The 19,143-nt window shown below is 54.2% G+C and carries 17 protein-coding genes; all 17 read right to left on the bottom strand.

The genetic code is table 11. From position 1 onward, the window contains the following. Positions 1-7: 7 nt before the first annotated feature. Positions 8-1,129, bottom strand: coding sequence for a glycosyltransferase (locus OGM59_04890; GenBank protein ID UYI90047.1), 1,122 nt, complete (start codon positions 1,127-1,129; stop codon positions 8-10). Beyond that, a complete protein-coding gene (locus OGM59_04895) occupies positions 1,095-1,811 on the bottom strand; it encodes a DUF1919 domain-containing protein (GenBank protein UYI90048.1) in 717 nt (238 codons plus the stop codon). Before OGM59_04895 ends, OGM59_04890 begins: the two co-directional genes overlap by 35 nt. Beyond that, positions 1,808-2,749 (bottom strand): hypothetical protein, encoded by a 942-nt coding sequence (locus tag OGM59_04900; GenBank protein ID UYI90049.1) that lies wholly within the window; start codon positions 2,747-2,749, stop codon positions 1,808-1,810. The genes OGM59_04895 and OGM59_04900 overlap by 4 nt, the downstream gene beginning before the upstream one ends. Further along, complete coding sequence (locus OGM59_04905; protein ID UYI90050.1) at positions 2,746-3,639, bottom strand: hypothetical protein; 894 nt, start codon at positions 3,637-3,639, stop codon at positions 2,746-2,748. Before OGM59_04905 ends, OGM59_04900 begins: the two co-directional genes overlap by 4 nt. A gap of 3 nt (positions 3,640-3,642) precedes the next feature. Further along, entirely contained in the window at positions 3,643-4,716 is a 1,074-nt protein-coding gene (locus tag OGM59_04910) for a glycosyltransferase (protein UYI90051.1), read from the bottom strand. Between the two features lie 11 nt (positions 4,717-4,727). Next, a complete protein-coding gene (locus tag OGM59_04915; GenBank protein UYI90052.1) occupies positions 4,728-5,864 on the bottom strand; it encodes a glycosyltransferase family 4 protein in 1,137 nt (378 codons plus the stop codon). Beyond that, positions 5,861-6,769 (bottom strand): hydroxyacid dehydrogenase, encoded by a 909-nt coding sequence (locus OGM59_04920; protein ID UYI90053.1) that lies wholly within the window; start codon positions 6,767-6,769, stop codon positions 5,861-5,863. The genes OGM59_04915 and OGM59_04920 overlap by 4 nt, the downstream gene beginning before the upstream one ends. Further along, positions 6,766-7,404: a sugar transferase gene (locus tag OGM59_04925; GenBank protein ID UYI90054.1), complete on the bottom strand. Its 639-nt coding sequence runs from the start codon at positions 7,402-7,404 to the stop codon at positions 6,766-6,768. Before OGM59_04925 ends, OGM59_04920 begins: the two co-directional genes overlap by 4 nt. Further along, a complete protein-coding gene (locus tag OGM59_04930; GenBank protein ID UYI90055.1) occupies positions 7,405-8,220 on the bottom strand; it encodes an HpcH/HpaI aldolase/citrate lyase family protein in 816 nt (271 codons plus the stop codon). Continuing rightward, positions 8,213-8,947, bottom strand: a complete 735-nt coding sequence (locus tag OGM59_04935) for an acyltransferase (GenBank protein ID UYI90056.1) — start codon at positions 8,945-8,947, stop codon at positions 8,213-8,215. The genes OGM59_04930 and OGM59_04935 overlap by 8 nt, the downstream gene beginning before the upstream one ends. Before the next feature lie 357 nt (positions 8,948-9,304). Further along, positions 9,305-11,686, bottom strand: coding sequence for a glycogen/starch/alpha-glucan family phosphorylase (gene glgP, locus OGM59_04940; protein UYI90057.1), 2,382 nt, complete (start codon positions 11,684-11,686; stop codon positions 9,305-9,307). Then, on the bottom strand, positions 11,674-13,185 hold the full coding sequence (malQ, locus tag OGM59_04945) for a 4-alpha-glucanotransferase (protein UYI90058.1): 1,512 nt from the start codon (positions 13,183-13,185) through the stop codon (positions 11,674-11,676). The genes glgP and malQ overlap by 13 nt, the downstream gene beginning before the upstream one ends. Next, positions 13,178-14,281 carry a sn-glycerol-3-phosphate ABC transporter ATP-binding protein UgpC gene (ugpC, locus tag OGM59_04950; protein UYI91758.1) on the bottom strand — a complete coding sequence of 368 codons (1,104 nt, stop codon included), beginning with the start codon at positions 14,279-14,281 and terminating at the stop codon, positions 13,178-13,180. The genes malQ and ugpC overlap by 8 nt, the downstream gene beginning before the upstream one ends. Before the next feature lie 38 nt (positions 14,282-14,319). Beyond that, positions 14,320-15,168, bottom strand: a complete 849-nt coding sequence (locus tag OGM59_04955; GenBank protein ID UYI90059.1) for a carbohydrate ABC transporter permease — start codon at positions 15,166-15,168, stop codon at positions 14,320-14,322. Continuing rightward, positions 15,165-16,013, bottom strand: coding sequence for a sugar ABC transporter permease (locus OGM59_04960; protein ID UYI90060.1), 849 nt, complete (start codon positions 16,011-16,013; stop codon positions 15,165-15,167). Before OGM59_04960 ends, OGM59_04955 begins: the two co-directional genes overlap by 4 nt. Positions 16,014-16,025: 12 nt before the next feature. Next, positions 16,026-17,411: an ABC transporter substrate-binding protein gene (locus tag OGM59_04965; GenBank protein UYI90061.1), complete on the bottom strand. Its 1,386-nt coding sequence runs from the start codon at positions 17,409-17,411 to the stop codon at positions 16,026-16,028. Positions 17,412-17,534: 123 nt separating this feature from the next. Further along, complete coding sequence (locus tag OGM59_04970) at positions 17,535-18,998, bottom strand: sodium:alanine symporter family protein (GenBank protein UYI90062.1); 1,464 nt, start codon at positions 18,996-18,998, stop codon at positions 17,535-17,537. Between the last annotated feature and the right edge of the window lie 145 nt (positions 18,999-19,143).

Genomic DNA, 19,143 nt, shown 5'->3' on the forward strand with positions numbered 1-19,143 from the left:
ACTTTTCTTATTTACGCAAATAAATTTGCTCCAATTTTTTGCACACCCGGGCAATATCAAAGTCCTCGACCACCCGATCGCGGGAAATGGTGTGGCGGTCGATACGCAACGCCGTTTCAATTTTTTTTACCCATTCTTCCGGTTGCGCCTCAATAGAGGCAAACTGCAACGCCTCGGTGAGCTTCACTGTAGGCGTAATGGTGTCTGACACCACACAGGGCAGCTGCGCCGCCTGGGCTTCGATCAGTGTCAGTGGGAAGCCCTCGTGAATAGACGGAAACACAAAGCAGTCCATGGCCATCAGCAGCTCCGGTATATCTGTACGAAAACCTAAGAACTGCACGCTGTCCCGAATACCCAGATCCTGCGCTCTCTGCTCAAGTGCCTCCCTATCTGGGCCATCGCTGACCAGCAGCAAGGTACTATTCTTATGCGCACGATGAAAAGCGGCATACACCTCTAACAAATAGCCGTGGTTTTTTACATAATACATCTGGCCGATATGACCCAAAACGATTTGGTCCTCTACGCCTAACGCACGGCGCACGGCAGCGCGCTTTGCATCGGACAAACGATACTTTTCCGAGTCAATGCCGTTATTGAGCACCACACCTTTTTTGGCAAAGCCACGCTTGCCTGCCAAATATTCGCCTGCCGCCTGACTGCACCCAATAATATCCGTTGCAGTGGCGCTGACCACATGGCGCATAACCCAACGGTACAAGTTGGCAACAAGCCGACTTATGGGCGAATGGGCATATTCCAGCGGCTGTGAAAAATGTGCATGCGCCACACGCTTAGGGACACCGGCCCACTTTGCCGCCGCAAGCACAATGCCGCTGTAAAAAGGCAGGTGGCAGTGCACAATGTTAAACTGCTCCTTTGCAAACAACGCTTTGTAATAACGATAGCTGCGCCGGTAGGAAAGCTGATCGTCCGGCTGGTGCAAAATACGCACACCGGTGGCAGCGATCTCAGGCTCCATGGGACCCGGTTCTTCATATCGCAGACAATAGGTGCAGTCAAATTCTTCTGTATTCAATCCCTGCTGCAACCGCACGGCCACAATATCCGAGCCGCCGTATTGCAAAGGGTCATTTACGATCAATACTTTTTTCTTTTGGTTCATTGCGATGGTTCAAAAATCCTACAAAATCAAAATGCCGTTCAAAGCCGTTTAATCCCAGTGCGTCCCTGTTCATATACACCAGCGGATACGGTCGGCCGTAATCCGGCTTAATATAATGCGCATAGGACTGGGTACGGTCTTTATGGCTGGTAAGCAGGGCCAGGTTGGCACAAGGCACGCGCTCCAGCCGCTCCAGCTGCGCCGCAGACAAGCGCCCCACGCGGCGGTAATCCTTCTCATAAATATCATCAATATCGCACACGATCACATAGAGATTATTGGGATCAATGCGCTTTTTACGGGTATTCCACTTTTCCCGACCGACGGCAAAGGAGGGGTAATGTACAAAGTTTACCCGTACATCGTCCTCCGGGGTGCGCCCGCGTATAATACCCACAGGGTAATCCACCGTATCGTCCACCCATTCCTGCACATCCTGTGCCAAATAGTAATCCAGATCGGACAGGAACTTGATAAAGTCCTCATTCTGCATACTGGTATTGATGGTTGGCGAGTAAAACGGCTCGCCCAGTCGACTGTAAATCAAACCGGCCATACAGTTGGGGGTCAAAATGGTATAGTGGGTGTTCTCACAGCGGCGGCGAAAATATCGGTTTTCCGCCTTTGTGATTTGACTTAAAATTGCTGAGTTCTTCCAAAAATCAATAATCTTTTGTTTCATTTTCTCATCAACTTTGTGTATATCAGTTTTGAATAGCGTTTGATCCGGCGGATCACCTGCGTGTCTATGGCACAAAACAGGTTTTGCACCGGGGTCGGTCGGTTATATTGCCGAATGATCTCCGGCGTGGTGGCGCCGGTCTTGGGCACACAGCCAAACCGGGTAATGTAGTACGCCGGACTTCCGCCGGTATGGTCCGGCATTTGGCGTTTGGAAAAGTGGATATAATTAAATTCGTCCGTATGCATTGCGCCCTTATCCACATAATCCCGAAACACGCGCCCGTCCTGATAGTAAAAGATCTGGTACTTGTAGTTTTTGCGGCAGATCTCGCTGTTTAGGGTAAAATTTTTACGCCGCCGGGCAATATCTGCAAAATCGTGTCCGCTGTACTGCGGAATACCCAACAGATCGTATTTCTTCTTCATACCCGGAAGTTCGTCAAACACAGTGATAAAAGAAGTGGTAAATGACTTTCTGTAATCCTGCCCTACATCAGCCATAAACCGCCGGTTGTTCTCCGGTGTATTCCGATACATCGTCAGATGACCGAACTGGTACACCTTTTCATAGGCTTCCTTGGGGAAGTAAGCACGCAGATCGCCCAAAATGGTGTCCAGGTCAATATGGCCCCAATAGTCATACCCTGCTAGATCCTCTTCAAATAGATAACCGTAGATGGGCTTGTAATCGCAGAGTTTGTAAGGTCTGGACAGCTCAATGGTAAAGTCAAACTTGCTTTGGATTTTGGCTTTCATTTGCTCAAAGGTATAGGAAAAGCACTTAACATTGGGCGGGAGCGGCAAATAAGTGGAAACATCACAGTCTCCATACAAAAGAAAATCAATATCCGCATTACGCGCCGCGCTCTTGAGCCACAAGCCGAAATTTGCAGGAAACTTGCCAAAGTACAGGGAAATCAAAGCAACTTTGTTCATCCGCTTTTCCTCCTTATACGCTTCCACACAGCACCAATCAAATTGAGCAGATGAAAACAGGACGGCAATTTTAGATCGACCACTTCCACTGGCCCGCAAGTGTTGTAAGTGTGAATACCGCTAAACACCTCGCTGCTGTTTGTCTGTATGTCAGAAATAGAGAGGGTTTTTATGCAGGTCTCCGCATAGCCATCGGCTGTCAAATCATCTATACGGTTAAAATTCAACTTGCCGCCATAAGTCTCACCGCAATCCTGGGAGGGTCGAAACCACTGATCGTTCTGCTGAAAGCAGGCACCGGCACAGCGGGCGGTAGTCAGATCGCGTTTTACCGGATTGGCCGCACAGGGACAAAGGCGACCCGCACCGTCTTCATAAAACAAATCCAAGCGATCAAAGATGCGGGTATCATCTACTTGCTCACTGAGATAGAATGTGCCACCGGAAAACACAAGGCGCGTGGTGTCGGCAAGGGACTCTTGCAGCAGCACTCGTTCCTTCACCCACTGATCCGGGAAAGATACACAGCGCAGCAAAAACAGCTCTTTCTCCGCGCTGGATTCCGGTATAATATATAACTCGCCCTCTTTTTCGAACAGGAAGGGATAAGACAGGTGTCCAGTGCTCTCGTAAAACACTTGAATTTTGCCACAGCCGTCTTTAGATACGGTGCGATACCCCAGCATACCCTTACGCTTTAGCCTATCATACGCCTCAAAAAACAAATAATACTGCCCGTCCCGCTGATACAAAAACGGATCTGCGCACCAATAACGGCGACTGTTTTTTAACACGGTAAACGGTGTTTCCAAATCGTCAAACACCGTATGACCGTCTGTATTGAAGCGAACGGCACAACACCATTCCGGTACGCGCAGTTTATCCAGCATACATTACTCCGATCTGTAAATTTGAGCCAACTCAAAAGCGGCTTCTTTGATATTCCACCCACCGGCAATCAGCGCCGCCGTGGGACTTTGGCGTGGCGGTTGCGGCTGCAAGGCAGCCCCTGCCCATTCTTTCGGCGACTGATGCAAAGACAGAGTCTTCACCAGCGGGGTGCAAGCCACCTCCCGGGTGACCGCGTCAGACAGCACCACCGGCAACCCGGCAGCCTGGGCCTCTACCACAGACACCGGCAGTCCCTCGCTGAAAGACGGGAAGACAAACACATCGCACCCTTGCAGCAGCTCCGGCACATCCCGCCGCTGGCCGAAATACCGAATTTGCTTTGTGATCTGCAATTTTTCTGCCAAAGCGATCAGCTCCGGCGTAGGCTGCGCGCCGATCAGCCACAACTGCGCGCCCGGCCTTTGCGCCGTGATCTGCGCAAACACGGAAAATAAAAACGGGTGATTCTTTTGCTTGACCGTAGCCTGGCCGATATGGCCCACCACAAAAGCGTCTGTAACCTGTTCCCGCGCGCGCACAGCTTGTCGCACCTCCGGGGAATACGCATAAGCGGCACAGTCAATGGCATTATTCAGCACCCGAAAGGGACGATTGCCGTACCACATTTTGCCGGCCGCATGGCTGCACGCAAAGCGCGTAGGCACCATATACTTGGCATATAGACTGAGCAGCCGATTTCGGCGGCCGTGGCCGGACAAAGAATACGCAGTGGTGTGGCAATGCACAGCGATTTTATGGATCCCGGCTCGTTTGGCAGCCGGCGCAATAAACACCGCAAAGTGGGGGCAATGGATATGCAGCGCCTCCCACGCACCGGCGTGCTCTGCAAAAAAACGTCCCATTTTGCCGTTGCACAGATCCTGCGGGCAGGGAGCATCCAGCCGATATACCTTACCGCCCAGCGCCTCGACCTCCGCTTGCCGTGTTTGAGGTTTCTTCGCAAAATAGGCAACATCAAATGTAATGTCCGGCGGCATCGCTTTGGCATAGTTCAAAATCACGCTCATCACGCCGTTAGCCACGCCAATATCCGGTATTACCTGCAACACACGCATAAATGCCAACCTCACAAAAGTTCTAACGCTTGATAAATTTCAATCATACGGTGCAGCACCGGCTCCACCGCATAGTCCTGGGCCAGTGCACGCCCGGCAACGCCAAAGGCCGCCGTTTGTTCCGGATCGGTATAAAGGGACCAGATCCGATCCGCCATCGCCCGGCTGTCATTCAATGGCACCAAGTAGCCGCTCTCACCGTCCTGTACCAGGTCCCGATTGCCACGCACATCGGTGGCTACCACCGGATTGCCCAGCGCCATGGCCTCCACCAAGTTGATGGGCAGACCCTCCTGCCGACTGGAGGACACGGACACATCGCTAAGCCCTATCAACTGACGAATATCCCGCCGGTAGCCCAGCGCCTCCACATGATCTGCCACGCCGATAGATTTGGCATAGTCCAAAAACGGCCGGGCTTCCACATCGGAGCCGGGCAGCAGCAAGCGAAAATGCTTGTCCTTTTCCAGCAGCAATTTTAATGTATCAAACAACATATTTTGATTTTTCCGGGTGGAAAAATCCGCCGGGTATATTAGAATAAAATCGTCCGGGCTGTACCCATACGCCCGGCGCAGCGCCAACTTTTGCTTCCGGGTCACCGGCTGAAAATCGCTAAGATCCACACCCACGCCGTTGACCAGTTCCAGTCGCCCGGCAGCAAACTGCCGCGCCTTAGCGGTATTATAATCCTCGCTGTTAATGGTGATCAGGCAGTCCGTATCTTTCGCCAGCGCCTTCTCCACCGGGTAAAACAGCAGCCAGTTTTTCTTGGTAGCGCCGTTATAGAAGTGAAAGCCGTGGGCGGTATAGATCACCTTGGTGCCCCGCTTGCGGGCATCCCGCGCAGCCAGCCGAGTCACCACAGCCCCCATAGGCGTGTGGCAATGAATGGCGTCGTACCGACCCTCGTCAATGATCTTTTTCAGCACCTGATAGGCTTTCAGATTATCTACACTATACGGACTGCGGCTAAAGGGCACTTCATAAGTGCGGGCAATGCCGCTCAGATCCAGACCGGGTTTGTCGGCGGAATTGTCCTTGAACGCCGCTTCCACCCGGCAGCCCCGGCGTACCAGTTCCCGAATAAAAGGCATGTGAAATTGGCCGATATGGCTACGCACAGTAGCAACAAACAGTACCTTCATTGTGCAAATGACTCCAAATTCTTGCAGATTAGGCGAAACAGCCGCTCGCCGTTGTGCTCGCCCACAAAGGAATTGTGGGGAGTCAATATCACCTGCTCCATATCCCACAAGGGACTGCTCCGGGGCAAGGGTTCTTCTTCAAATACATCCAGCACCGCGCCGGACAACTGCCCGCTTTGCAGCGCTTCCACCAGCGCCTGCTGATCTGTCACCTTTCCGCGAGCCACATTCACAAACACAGCGCCGGGTTTGATCTTTGCTAGCCGCACGCTGTCAAACAGGCCGGCAGTCTCCGCCGTCAGGGGCATAGCGCAAATCACCAAGTCCGCTAAAGGCAGCAGATCGTCCAACCGGCAGGTGGGCTGGGTTTGGTCAAACTCTGCCGCCGGGTGGCCGGAACGATTCACACCCACCGTCTGTACATCAAAGGCTCGCAGCCGCCGAGCAATGGCGCAGCCCACGCTGCCGGTGCCAATAATACAAGCGGTCTTGCCGCTAAGTTCCCGCAGATCCCGGTGCTTCTCCCACCGATGCGCTGCTTGATTTTCTGCAAAAAACTTGCTCTCTTTATACAGCTGCAAAATACCGCCAAGCACAAACTCCGCCATAGGCGCACTGTAAACGCCGCCAGCGTTATACACGGTAATGCCGTGTGCCTTGCAATAGTCCAGCGGCACCCGGTCCAACCCGGCGGAAGTCACCTGAATACACTTAAGCGCCGGGAAGCGTTCAATCGGCGTAGTCAAAAACAAGCCGCCGCAAATCACTGCTTCAAATCGTTGGGTATCCATATTCACCGCCTGCCGTTCGTCCGGCCAAAAAGTGACGGCATACCCCATCTGCTCCAGCGCCTGCACCTGTTGCTCCCCACACCGCCATGCGCCGGTGATCAATAGTTCTTTCATCTCTTCATCACCGTTTCCTGCGCCTGGACGTCATCCCGGGCCAAGGTCTCGCCAGTGTTCACATTATCCTCATTCTTCAGCACCTTAAAGGCGGTAACAAAGAGAATACGCACATCCAGCGCCAGACTCATGTGGTCCACATACCAGCAATTCAGCTCAATTCGATGGTGCCACTCCACATCCTTACGACCGTGCACCTGCGCCCAGCCGGTAATGCCCGGGCGCACATCAAACATATGTAACTGCGCCGATGTATAATCCGACAGCGGCCAAGGATGATAGGTCAGCGGCGGACGAGGGCCGATAAAACTCATATCGCCCTTTAGAATATTCACCAGCTGGGGCAGCTCGTCAATACTGGTGGCTCGCAGCAGCTTGCCTACTCGGGTCACACGCATATCGTCTGCGCCGCTGTACACGCCGGTGCCTGTGTGCTCCGCGCCTTGGCACATGGAGCGGAATTTATAAATCCAAAAGGTCTTGCCGTGCAGCCCTAAGCGCTGCTGCTTAAAGATGGCCGGGCCTTTGGAATCCAACTTCACCGCCAGTGCCGTGATCGCCAACAGCGGCGAAAGAACGATCAGCGCCAGCAGCGCCGTAATAAAATCCAGCGCCCGCTTTACTCCTCGATACATCTACATGCCCTCAACAATTTGTTCTACACAGTCCTGCAGTTTTTTATGCTGCAAGGCAAAAAAATCATCCTCCGCCCGGCTCAGCTGCGCCTCATACTGCCGCAGCTCTGCCACACCGGAAGTAAAGATTCGTTTGATCTCCTTCAAATCGGTGATCTGCGCCGTGTTGCAAAAGGCGCGAGACAGAATACTCATGGACGAACCCAGCCGGTAGTGCTCCGCTACAATATACGCTGCCGGCAATGTGCCGCCGCCCAAACGACCGAATCCGCCGAAACCGAAAGGGATACCCGCCGCTTTGATCTTGGCGCACACCGCGTCCACCGTACCGTCCGCCAAAGGCTGGAACAAAAATTTTTTCCCTTGGGAAATGCTCAGGTCATTCAACCCAATATGAATTTCGTCTACTCCGGGCATTGCCACCACACGGTCAAGGCAATCCACCGCCGCCTGATTTTCCAGCAGCAGGAGTGTCTTGGCGCGACCGTCCACCCAGCGGATAAATTGCTGCACCTCTTCTACTGATTGCCACATAGGCAGCATGATCACATCTGCACCGGCGGCGATCACCCGGTCGATCTCATCTTTTGACCCCGGGTGCACCGGATTGACCCGTACCAGCAGCTCCGCCTGATCCAGCACCGGCCGCAACCGAGCCACATCTTCTACGGTGTGGTGGTTTTGCACCGTATCCATACCGCCTTGGCGCTGTGCCTTGCCGATGTATTCCATATCCACAAAAATACGATCCACTCCGGCCGCCTGTGCGATCCGCGCCACCGCCGGATCCTTGGTTATGTAAAACAGTTTAAGCATCGTTTTGCTCCTCCTTGTCGGAAAAGCAATAGTCCAAAAACGCAGAATACCCATTAAACAGGGGCTCTGTATGCAAATATCGCTCCATGGACGCTTCGTAATTTCGCATATTGCGCATTTGCGATTCAAAGGCAGGCACTTGCAACTGCCCGCGTTCTTCAAACAGCCAAAAGAACTCAGATAGAACAGACTTGTCAGGCGCACGGCCGTACACCGCTTGATACTCAGTCACCAGTTGTTTTGCTTCTGCCAACTGTGCCGCCGCTCGCTTAGCGCGGTACGCCTCTAATGTGCAGATAACCCTTGCCGGATTGCCTGCGATCACACAATCTGACGGGAATGTGCCGCCGGCCACCACGCTGCCCGCACCGACGATCACCCGATCACCAATAGTCGTTCCTTTCAAAATCAATGCGTTCATACCGATAAAGCAATCATCCCCGATGGTAACCTTACCTGCACTGCCGTAAATATCGCCGTACTTGGCTTTCAATACCGCCCAGTCATAGCCATGGGTCAAAATCTTCACACCGGCAGTCAACTGTACATTCCGACCGATCTCAATAAGCCAAGGCCGGGTGGTGTCGATCAAAATATCTGTTGTCCGGGCAAACACTTCTGTGCCCTCACCGATACGCATACCGGTCTTGCGCAAATGAGCCAAATACGCCGAAGTGCTGCGAAAACTCCATAATTTTTCAATACGGTTCCAGTACTGTTTAAACATCTTTTCACCACCGGGTCATTGCCGGCAACAACGCCGGATCATTATTATGCAAGCTATATTATATTATAAATAGAGATATTCGTCAACACACGACGAAAAGATTGTCTGTTACCGAGCCAAACAGCATTGCACGGCAAGGCAATCCGTATGACCATACTTCAGGCAAATGTGCTTTTCGATTCTCAAAGCGGAATGCCTCTGCTTCTATCACAAGCAACGTATTCAAGCAAAAACAAAACTGACTCCGCTTGAAAAGTGAAATCAGTTTGCTACTAAAAATCCATTTTTCTCATCAAGTAGGCTTTTTTGTATCGACTACACGATTGGAGACCATACTGCCATTTCAGTCTTTTCCTTTTACTCATTTTCTGCGTATTCCGGCAATTCCACCGGGTCGATTCGCCAAATTTCATTGGCATATTCCTCGATGGTACGGTCTGCCGAAAAGACGCCGGCACTGCACATATTCAGCCAGCATTTGCGGGCGAAGGCCATAGGTGACCGCAGATAATCGCCGTTTACTTGCAGCTTGGCGTGCACATAGGACTGAAAGTCACCCAGCACAAAATATCGATCCGCCACGCCGTCTGCCTCCGGCTCTAAAAGACTACGCTTCAAATCCGCAAAACAGCCGGTGCCACTGTCGGACAATGTGCCGTCTGTCAATGCATCCAGGCACTGCCGCAGCAGCGGATCACTGCGATACAAAGCCTTTGGGTCATAGCCCCGGCGCAGGGCATCTAGGTCCTCTACCCGGGCACCGAAAATATAATTATTTTCTTCTCCGGCGGCCGCCACAATCTCCACATTGGCGCCGTCATAAGTGCCCAAAGTCACTGCGCCGTTCAGCATCAACTTCATATTTCCGGTGCCGGAAGCCTCCGTGCCGGCGGCGGAGATCTGCTCGGACACATCCGCAGCGGGAATGATCCATTCTGCCGCCGTTACGCTGTAATCCGGCACAAACAGCACCTGCAAAAGCGGTGCTACCTTAGGCGATCGGGACACATAGTCCCCCACTGCGTGGATCAGCTTGATAATGGCCTTGGCGCGGGCGTAACCGGGCGCTGCCTTGGCGGCAAACAAAAAGGTGGTGGGGGCAAATTCTGTGATCTCCCCCTGCTCGATCTGAAAGGCCAATGCCAAAATACCCAGACAATGCAGCAACTGGCGCTTATATTCGTGCAGGCGCTTGATCTGCACATCCAGCATACGCGCCGGGTCATAGTATAGTCCCTGCCGCTCCAGCCACTGGGCCAGGCGGCGCTTGTTTTCCTTCTTGGTTTCGCAAAAAGCTGTCAAAACCTCGCTGTTTTCCGCATAGGGCTTCAGCTTCTCCAGTTGGAACAAGTTGGTGATCCAGTTTTTACTGCCCAGGCGGTGGGTCAGCAGCGCAGACAGGGACGGATTACACAGTGCCAAAAAACGCCGCTGGGTAATGCCGTTGGTGCGGTTCAAAATTTTGTCCGGGTACAGCTGCGCCCAATCCCGCAGCACCCGAAGGCGCAAAATCTCCGTGTGTAAAGCTGCCACGCCATTCACATAACCACACACCCAGCAGGCCAGATCAGCCATATAAATGCGCCCGTCCCGCAGCGGGCGCACCCGGTGCCACAGCCGCTCCTCTGCGCCCAGCGCCTGCATTTCCGCACAAAACAGATCGTCCAATTGGCATAGCAGGCGGGCGATCTCCGGCAATTCCGACGCCAAGAGCGCCAGATCCCAGCTTTCCATGGCCTCCGGCATCACCGTATGATTGGTGTAGCAAAACACCTCATTTGCAACGCCCAGTGCCGTTTTCAAAGTAAGGCCTTGCTTTAAAAGCAAACGAATGAACTCCGGGATGGCCAGCACCGGGTGGGTGTCGTTTAGCTGGATCACCACCGCAGTCCCCAATTTCTCCGGCGCAGAGCCGGGCGTGCGCAAATACCGGCGCAGCAGATCTTGCAAGGACGCACTGCATAAAAAATACTGCTGCCGCAGCCGCAGCCGCTTGCCGTCCTCCTTCGTGTCATTTGGGTACAGCACACGGGTCAGGTTCTCTGCCGCCGTGCGGCGTGTCACCGCCGCTGTATAATCCTGACGGTTAAAAGCGTCAAAATCAAACGGCTCTATGGGCACACTCTCCCACAGCCGCAAAGTAGAAATGTGCGCCGTACCGTAACCGGGGATCGGCAAGTCATAGGGCACGGCCTGCACAGAAAAATTTGCGAATTCCACCGTTACAGTATCCGCTCGGCAGCACACGCTCCAGGGGTCGCCGTATTGCAGGTCGTCCTCCACCGTCTCCACCTGAAAGCCGTCCTCGATCTGCTGGCGAAACAGTCCGCACCGATAGCGCAAGCCATAGCCGTCCAGCGGTAAATTCAGCGTGGCGCCGCTGTCCAAAAAACAGGCCGCCAGCCGTCCCAAACCGCCGTTGCCCAAAGGCGGGTCCGGCACACAGTCCAGCTGGTCGAGCTTGCGGCCGCAGGCGGTAAGCGCCGCCTCCACCTCGCCGGTCAGGCCGGTGCAAAGCAGGTTATTGTACACCGCCTTGCCCAACAGATATTCCGCAGAAAAATAATACGCCCGCCGCCCGGCACAATGGGCCTGCAACGACCCTTGCCAAGCCGGTTGCAGCCGTGCCAAAACAGCCCGCGCCACCACTGCGTGCAGTTGTTCATCGGTCAATTCTGCCACCGGGAGTCGGTACAGACTGCGGGAGAGCAGTTCCAAATTCTCTTTCATATCCGACATATATTACTCCTTTCCGTCCGGTCTGCGGCGCAAGTCTCGGTATATAGATGCGCCAAAATGCCCGGGGTTAGGGCGCCGGGGCGCATACGCCAGCTCCAGTTGTGGGCGCCCACCGTTGACGGCGTGTTGATGCGGGCACTGCTGCCCAGTCCCAGCAGATCCTGTACAGTCAAAATACAGGTGTTGGCCGGGCTTCGCAGAGCAGAAAGCATCATCTGTCTCGGTAACTGATTGGGATAACGCACGCCATAGGCGGCGCAAGCCCGGCGTATGTCTTGCCGCGGAGCGGTGGTGCACCAGCCCAGCAGCGTATCGTTATCATGGGTGCCGGTGTAAATCACCGTATTGGGCTTACAAACAGCATCACCGCCGCAGTCCCGGGAATCAAAGTCAAATTGCAGCACCTGCATACCGGGAAAGCCGCAATCTGAAAGCAGCGCCCGCACCGTATCGTCCAAAAAGCCCAGATCCTCCGCCAAAAGCGGCACATCTCCCAACGCCTGTTGGAGCGCCGAAAACAGCGACAAACCGGGCCCCGGCAGCCAGCAGCCGTCCCGGGCATTCTTTGCCCGGGCAGGCACAGAATAATAAGCGGCAAAGCCACGAAAATGGTCCAGCCGCAGCGCGTCAAACCAGTTCAAGGCGTGCCGCAGCCGCGCCACCCACCAGCGGTACTCTGTACGCGCGTGGGCGCTCCAGTTATATACCGGGTTGCCCCACAGCTGGCCGGTGGGCGAAAACGCGTCCGGCGGACACCCGGCCAGCCGAGACGGCGCGCCGGAGGGAGAGAGCATAAACAACTCCGGCGCCGCCCACACATCGGCACTGCACGGCGCCACATAAATAGGCAGATCGCCGATCAGGTAAACACCCCGGGCATTGGCATAAGCCCGCAGCGCTCGCCACTGACGATCCAAAAAATATTGCAGCATTTTATGGTACAAAACCCGCCGCTCCATCTGCGCTGCCGCCCTCTCCAAAACCGACGGCTCTCGCCGCCGCAAAGCCGACGGCCACAGAAAAAAACGCTTTCCATAACGTTCACTAAGGGCACAAAACAGGGCATGATCCTCCAGCCAATCGGCCTGACTTTGGCAAAAGCAGTCAAAGTCTGCCGGTATATGGCGCACAAAGCGGTCAAACAGTCGATCAAACAGCACTTGACGCCCCCGGCGCACAGCCGGATAATCCACCCGGTCATCACCACCGCAGGGTAACAAATCCAAATCCGACGGCTGCAAATACCCGCTTTCCACCAGCAGCTGCGGGTCAATATACAGCCCATCGCCTGCAAAGCTGCCGGGGCTTTGGTACGGTGAATTCCCCTGCCCTGCCGGGCACAGGGGCAGCAGCTGCCAGTACCGCTGCCCGGCAGACGACAAATCGTCTACAAAGCGGTAAGCCGCGGCACCCATCGTGCCGATCCCGTAGCGCCCGGGCAAAGAAAACAGCGGCAGCAGCACCCCGGCGCCACGCCGCTGCAACAAGCGGTCAGTCACAGATACAGACCTCCGTTTCCGGGTCAAACAAATGGAGCGCCTCCATATTGGGGTACAGCACCGTTTGGTCGTCCTTTTGGAACGAAACAGTGCCGGGCACTCGGGCGATCACCCGCCGTCCTTGCAAATCTGCATACAAATAGGTTTCCGCCCCCATACGCTCCGCCATCTCCACCTGAACCCGAAAGGCCGCAGAATCTGTTATATTCAGCCATGCCGGGTCCGTGGACAGATCCTCCGCGCGCAGGCCCAAAAGCACATCCCGATCCACATACGTCGACAGTTTGGCATGGTTTTGCAGTCGACGAGGCAAAGCCACCTCCGTACCCAGCACTTGCAAATCAAGGGACTTTCCCCGTCGCACCAAACGGCCGGGCAATATATTCATAGGCGGCGTGCCGATAAACCCGGCTACAAACACATTGCAGGGGTGGGCATACAACTGTGCGGGCGTGTCTGCCTGCTGAATTTTGCCGTCCAACATGACCACGATCCGATCCGCCATGGTCATAGCCTCCGTTTGGTCATGGGTCACATACACAAAGGTGGTGCCCAGTTCCCGGTGCAGCTCTGCAATGTGTGCGCGCATTTCTGTACGCAGCTTGGCGTCCAGATTAGACAGGGGCTCGTCCAAAAGGAACACCGCCGGATCCCGCACCATAGCACGGCCCAGCGCCACCCGCTGCCGCTGCCCGCCGGACAGGGCGCGGGGTCGCCGATCCAGGTACGCGGTCAGTTCCAGCGCCTGTGCGGCTGTCCGCACCTTGCGGTCGATCTCCGCCTTGGGCACCCGCCGCAGTTGCAGACCAAAGGCCATATTCTTGTACACCGTCATGTGGGGGTACAGAGCGTAGCTTTGGAACACCATGGCAATGTCCCGATCCTTGGGCGGCAGATCGTTCACTACCCGGTCACCGATCTTCAAGGTGCCGCCGCTGATGTCCTCCAACCCGGCAATCATACGCAGGGTGGTGGACTTGCCGCAACCGGAAGGCCCTACTAAAATCAAAAATTCCCGATCCCGGATTTCCAAATTCAGATCCGGTATGACAGTCACGCCGTCCTCATATGTTTTTCTAATATGCTCAAGCGAGATAGACGCCACTGGGGCACACTCCTTTCCGCAGCTGCCGTTTAGCCCTTAACCGCACCGGCTACCACGCCTTTGATAATATATTTTTGGCAAAACAGGTAAAAGACCACAATGGGGATCATCGCCAGCACCAGCATCGCCATCAGCCCGCCGTAATCTGTGGAGCCGTAGGCACCCTGCATGGCAATTTGAATGGCCACCGGCACGGTCTTTTTCTCCGTGCCCAGCACCAGGTACGGCAGCAGATAATCATTCCAAATCCACATCGTATTGAGGATCGCTACCGTCACCGCCGTAGGTTTTAAGAGTGGCAACACCACCAAAAAGAAAGTCTGTACCGGATTGCAGCCGTCAATGGTGGCTGCCTCCTCCAGCTCCCGGGGAATTCCTCGGATAAAACCGCACAGCATAAACACGGACAGCCCGGCGCCAAAGCCCAGATAAATAAACGGCATACCAAGAACGGTATTCAGCTTTGCCCGGCCAACCAAATAGGTCATGGTGTACATCACCATTTGAAACGGCACGATCATGCTGAAAACGAACAGGTAGTACATACCCTTGGTCAGTGCCGTGCGTACCCGCATGAGATACCAGGCGGCCATGGAGGTGCAAAGAACGATCAGCCCCACAGACACAACGGTGATCAGCAGCGACCGGCCAAAGGCGGCGAAAAAGCCGCCGGCAGACAGGCCGCTGATATAGTTTTCCAACGCCACAAAGGTCTCTTTGTTGGGCAGTGCAAACGGGTCGCCGGAGATATAAAATCGGGACTTAAAGGAATTTTGCACCACCAAAAAGAGAGGCACCAGGGTCAGCGCCGCTAGCAACACCAGCAGAAGCGTTTCCATCGCACTTTGGGGAGCTTTCTGTTTTTGTTTTTTTCTCATACGCCGTGGGCCTCCCGCTGTCCGGTCACGCGCAGTTGCAAAAAGGCAAGCAACGCCACGATGATAAAGAACACAACCGCCTTGGCTTGACCCACCCCCTGCCAGCCGCTGCGGCCGTAAAAGGTGTTATAAATATTCAGCGCTAACAGCTCCGTCTTTTGTTCCGGGGCTCCGCCGGTGAGCGCCAGATTTTGGTCAAACATCTTAAAGGTATTTGTAAGGGTCAGAAAAGTGCAAATGGTCACCGCAGGCATCACCAGCGGCAGCTTGATGCGAAACAGAGTCTGCGTCCGGGATGCGCCGTCAATGGCCGCCGCCTCCAAAAGATCGTCCGGCACATTTTGCAGCGCCGCAATATAGATCACCATCATATAGCCGATCAGCTGCCAGTTGGTCAGCGCCACCAGCCCCCAAAAGCCGTAGGCGGGCTGATAGGTAATATCCACCCCTGCCCAGGCCAACACACCGTTAATGAGCAAATTCCAAATATATCCCAGCACAATCCCGCCGATCAAATTAGGCATAAAGAACACGCCGCGAAAGAAATTGGTGCCCCGCAGCCCTCGGGTAAGAAGCAGCGCCAGTGCAAAGGCAAGCACATTCACTGTGATGATACTCACACCGGAGAACAGCGCCGTAAACCACAGCGCGTGGAGAAAGCCGCTGTCTGCAGTAAAAGCCTGCACATAGTTTTGCAGTCCTACCCACGCGGCGTCCGTCACCGTTCGGAACCGGGTAAAGGAAAGCCCTACCCCCAGTACAAAGGGCGCCGCAAAGGCAAAGAGAAAGGCCACCGCCGTGGGCAGTAAAAACAACCAGCCGTATTTTTTCAAATTTTTCTGCATACCGTCGTTCCTTTAGGCGGAGGCAGCCGCTTCACTTTTCCAGTCCGCCACGGTATTTTCCTGCACCTGCGCCCATGTTTTTCTGCCCTGGGCATAGCTCAACAGCGCGGAGCCAAAATGCTGCTTGAAGGTCTGAGATGGGAACACAGTAAAGTCCCAGGGAATGCTGTAAACGCCCTGCTTGTTCATCCAAAGCTGCACCTGCACCGCCAGCGGGTCCTCCGGCACATCTTCTGCGGAGAAGGTGTCAAAGGGTGCAATAAAGCCCAATTCATCCGTTACGAATTTTTTGCCTGTATCGGAAGAATATAACCAATAAATAAAATCGGCTGCCGCCTTTTGCTGTGCCTCTGTTGCCTTGGCGTTGATGGCATAGAAATTCTCCGTGCCCACACACAAGCCTTGGTTTTCCTCGCCGTCTGCGCCGATATAAATAGGCAGGAACTTGATTTTGTCTGCCTGCACCTTGTTACCGGTGACACCGGCGATCTGTTCCCATGCCCAGTTACCATTTTGTACCATGGCGCACTTTTCCAGCGCAAACTCCGCCATCGAATCCGTCACCGTCTTGGTGCCGCACTTTTTCGCCTCCACCGTGCTGTCCGTTAAATACAGGTCAAAAATATTCTTAAAATTGTCACCGAAAGAGAAAGTGATCTCCTTGGTGGCATCCGTAGTCAAATCCACCTTATTCTGCTTAAATTCATAATAGATGGGCACATTCATCAGGTGGGTCTGCCAGCGCCAGTCCTCGCCGCTTTTCAGTGAAGTAGCGGCAAACACGCCTTCAATACCCAGCTCTGTCTTGTGCTTTTGCATATCGTCTGCCACAGACTTCAGCGCTGCAAAGGAACGCACCTCATCCATGGATTTGTACTTACTGTCTCGATCCTTCAGTGCAAAATACTTGTCCGTGATGGCCTCGTTATAGATGATCCCGTAACCCTCCACTACATAGGGAATGCCGTACACCTTGCCGTCGCCGGTGACCGCCAGAGATTTGTCTGTTAAGTGTTCATACAGCTTGGTATCGGACAGATCAGCGCAATAAGGCGCCCAGTTTGCATAGCCCTTGGGACCGTTGATCTGAAACAGCGTGGGCGCCTCTGCTGTGGCCATCTTGGCTGTCAGCGTGGACTCGTACTGGTTATTGGCCGCCGTCTCTACAATCACATTCACGCCGGTTTCTTTCTTGTAGGCTTTGGCGATCTTTTCATATACCCCGGCTATCTCCGGCTTAAAGTTCAGGTAGCGCAGGGTCACCTGGCTCTTGGCCGCGTCCGTAGCGTTGGTGGTGCCGTCGTCCGTCTGCTTGCCACAGGCGGCAAACAGCCCGCCGGTTGACAGCAGCAGCACCCCACACAGCAGCAAAGAAAGCCATTTTTTCATCATTTTCATTTTGAAAACCTCCGTTCGCTTTGATGTTTATAGTGTGTGCCGCCTGTCAGACGATATACAAAAAGAAAAGCGACCGTAACCGGCAAAGCCGATCACAGTCGCTGAAACAGATAGAATTTTAATTTATTTTTTATCCTGCGCCATGGCTTTTAAGTCGTGGCGTTTTTCGGCAAAATAGGCTCTCGTCTCCTTGCCCACCACCCCGGACAGGGCAAACAGGGCAATCAGGTTGGGAAATGCCATCAGGCCGTTACAAATATCCGCAATGTTCCACACAGCCGCCACGGTCAGGTACGGGCCGATGAACACGGCAAGGATGTACAGATAGCGGTACACCTTGGTGAACTTTTGGGAGCCTACCAGGTACTCCAGGCAGCGCTCGGAGTAGTAATTCCAGCCCAAAATGGTGGTAAAGGCAAAGAACGCCAGGCACAACATCAGCACGAAGGCAGAGAACCGACCGTTCCAGGGCAGACCCGTCTGCCAGGCACGGCTGGTGATCTTTACGCCCTCTACGGAACCGGCCACGAAAGCGTTCTGGGCACCGGTAACCACAATGGACAGACCGGTAAGGGTGCAAATCACAATGGTATCAATAAAGGTGCCGGTCATCGTCACCAAACCCTGGCGCACCGTGTCCTTGGTCTTGGCGGCAGCGGCAGCAATCGGTGCAGAGCCAAGGCCCGCCTCGTTGGAGAAAATGCCGCGGCCGATACCCTTTTGCATAGCCAGCTTAATGGTTACGCCGGTGGCAGCACCCAGGGCTGCCTGCGGATCGAAGGCGCTCTGGCAGATCAGCTTCACCGCAGCGGGAATAGCGGTAATGTGGCCCAGCACGATAACCAGCGCAAATACCACATAAGTGATGGCCATAAAGGGCACGATCACCTGAGAAACCTTGGCAATGCGCTGAATACCACCCAGCACCACCAGTGCCACACAAAGGGTGACCACCAGGCCGCCGATCACGGTGGCCCAAGTGTAATCATTGCCAAACAGCGTAAACGCCACATGGGCAGACTCCGGATCAAAGAAATCCTGCACGGCCGTTGCAATACCGTTAATCTGGGTAAAGGTGCCGATACCAAAGAGACCGACACAAATACCAAACACGGCAAACAGCTTCGCCAGCCACTTCCACTTGGAGCCCATGCCCTTTTCTATGTAGTAGAACGGGCCACCCAGATAATGGCTGTCGTCCTTCTTCTCTCTGTACTTAATGGCCAAAAAGCCCTCGCTGTACTTGGTGGCCATACCGAAGAAGGCGGCCAACAACATCCACAGCAGTGCACCGGGACCACCCAGGCAAATGGCCGTAGCCACGCCTACGATATTGCCGGTACCAATGGTGGCGGACAGCGCCGTGCACAGCGCGCCGAAGGAAGTAACCTCTCCCTCGCCGTTGTCCTCATTCTTAACCATAAACTTCAGTGCCTTGCCCAGGTGCCGCACCTGAACAAAGCCGGTTCTCACCGTCAGCCACACGCCGGCGGCTAAAATCAAAATGATCAGCGGCCAGCCCCATACGGCGTTCTGTACCTTACCAATGATGTCATCCACGGACATTGCAAGTGTAATTGTCTGCATTGTTTCACCCTTTCTGCAAATAAAAAAACTGATACAAGTTTACCACAAACCGGGCGACCATTCAATGTGCAAACTGCAAAAAAAGAGGCGAATATGTATTTTTATACATATCCGCCATAGGTTTGGCTGTTTGCCAAAGAATTCT

It is taken from the genome of Oscillospiraceae bacterium (genome assembly GCA_025757685.1).
GTDB lineage: Bacteria > Bacillota > Clostridia > Oscillospirales > Acutalibacteraceae > CAG-217.

Excerpts from the sequence above, each read along its gene's own strand:
- OGM59_04890 (UYI90047.1), bottom strand. The coding sequence starts at position 1,129 with ATGAACCAAAAGAAAAAAGTATTGATCGTAAATGACCCTTTGCAATAC.
- OGM59_04895 (UYI90048.1), bottom strand. The coding sequence starts at position 1,811 with ATGAAACAAAAGATTATTGATTTTTGGAAGAACTCAGCAATTTTAAGT.
- OGM59_04900 (UYI90049.1), bottom strand. The coding sequence starts at position 2,749 with ATGAACAAAGTTGCTTTGATTTCCCTGTACTTTGGCAAGTTTCCTGCA.
- OGM59_04905 (UYI90050.1), bottom strand. The coding sequence starts at position 3,639 with ATGCTGGATAAACTGCGCGTACCGGAATGGTGTTGTGCCGTTCGCTTC.
- OGM59_04910 (UYI90051.1), bottom strand. The coding sequence starts at position 4,716 with ATGCGTGTGTTGCAGGTAATACCGGATATTGGCGTGGCTAACGGCGTG.
- OGM59_04915 (UYI90052.1), bottom strand. The coding sequence starts at position 5,864 with ATGAAGGTACTGTTTGTTGCTACTGTGCGTAGCCATATCGGCCAATTT.
- OGM59_04920 (UYI90053.1), bottom strand. The coding sequence starts at position 6,769 with ATGAAAGAACTATTGATCACCGGCGCATGGCGGTGTGGGGAGCAACAG.
- OGM59_04925 (UYI90054.1), bottom strand. The coding sequence starts at position 7,404 with ATGTATCGAGGAGTAAAGCGGGCGCTGGATTTTATTACGGCGCTGCTG.
- OGM59_04930 (UYI90055.1), bottom strand. The coding sequence starts at position 8,220 with ATGCTTAAACTGTTTTACATAACCAAGGATCCGGCGGTGGCGCGGATC.
- OGM59_04935 (UYI90056.1), bottom strand. The coding sequence starts at position 8,947 with ATGTTTAAACAGTACTGGAACCGTATTGAAAAATTATGGAGTTTTCGC.
- glgP (UYI90057.1), bottom strand. The coding sequence starts at position 11,686 with ATGTCGGATATGAAAGAGAATTTGGAACTGCTCTCCCGCAGTCTGTAC.
- OGM59_04955 (UYI90059.1), bottom strand. The coding sequence starts at position 15,168 with ATGAGAAAAAAACAAAAACAGAAAGCTCCCCAAAGTGCGATGGAAACG.
- OGM59_04960 (UYI90060.1), bottom strand. The coding sequence starts at position 16,013 with ATGCAGAAAAATTTGAAAAAATACGGCTGGTTGTTTTTACTGCCCACG.
- OGM59_04965 (UYI90061.1), bottom strand. The coding sequence starts at position 17,411 with ATGAAAATGATGAAAAAATGGCTTTCTTTGCTGCTGTGTGGGGTGCTG.
- OGM59_04970 (UYI90062.1), bottom strand. The coding sequence starts at position 18,998 with ATGCAGACAATTACACTTGCAATGTCCGTGGATGACATCATTGGTAAG.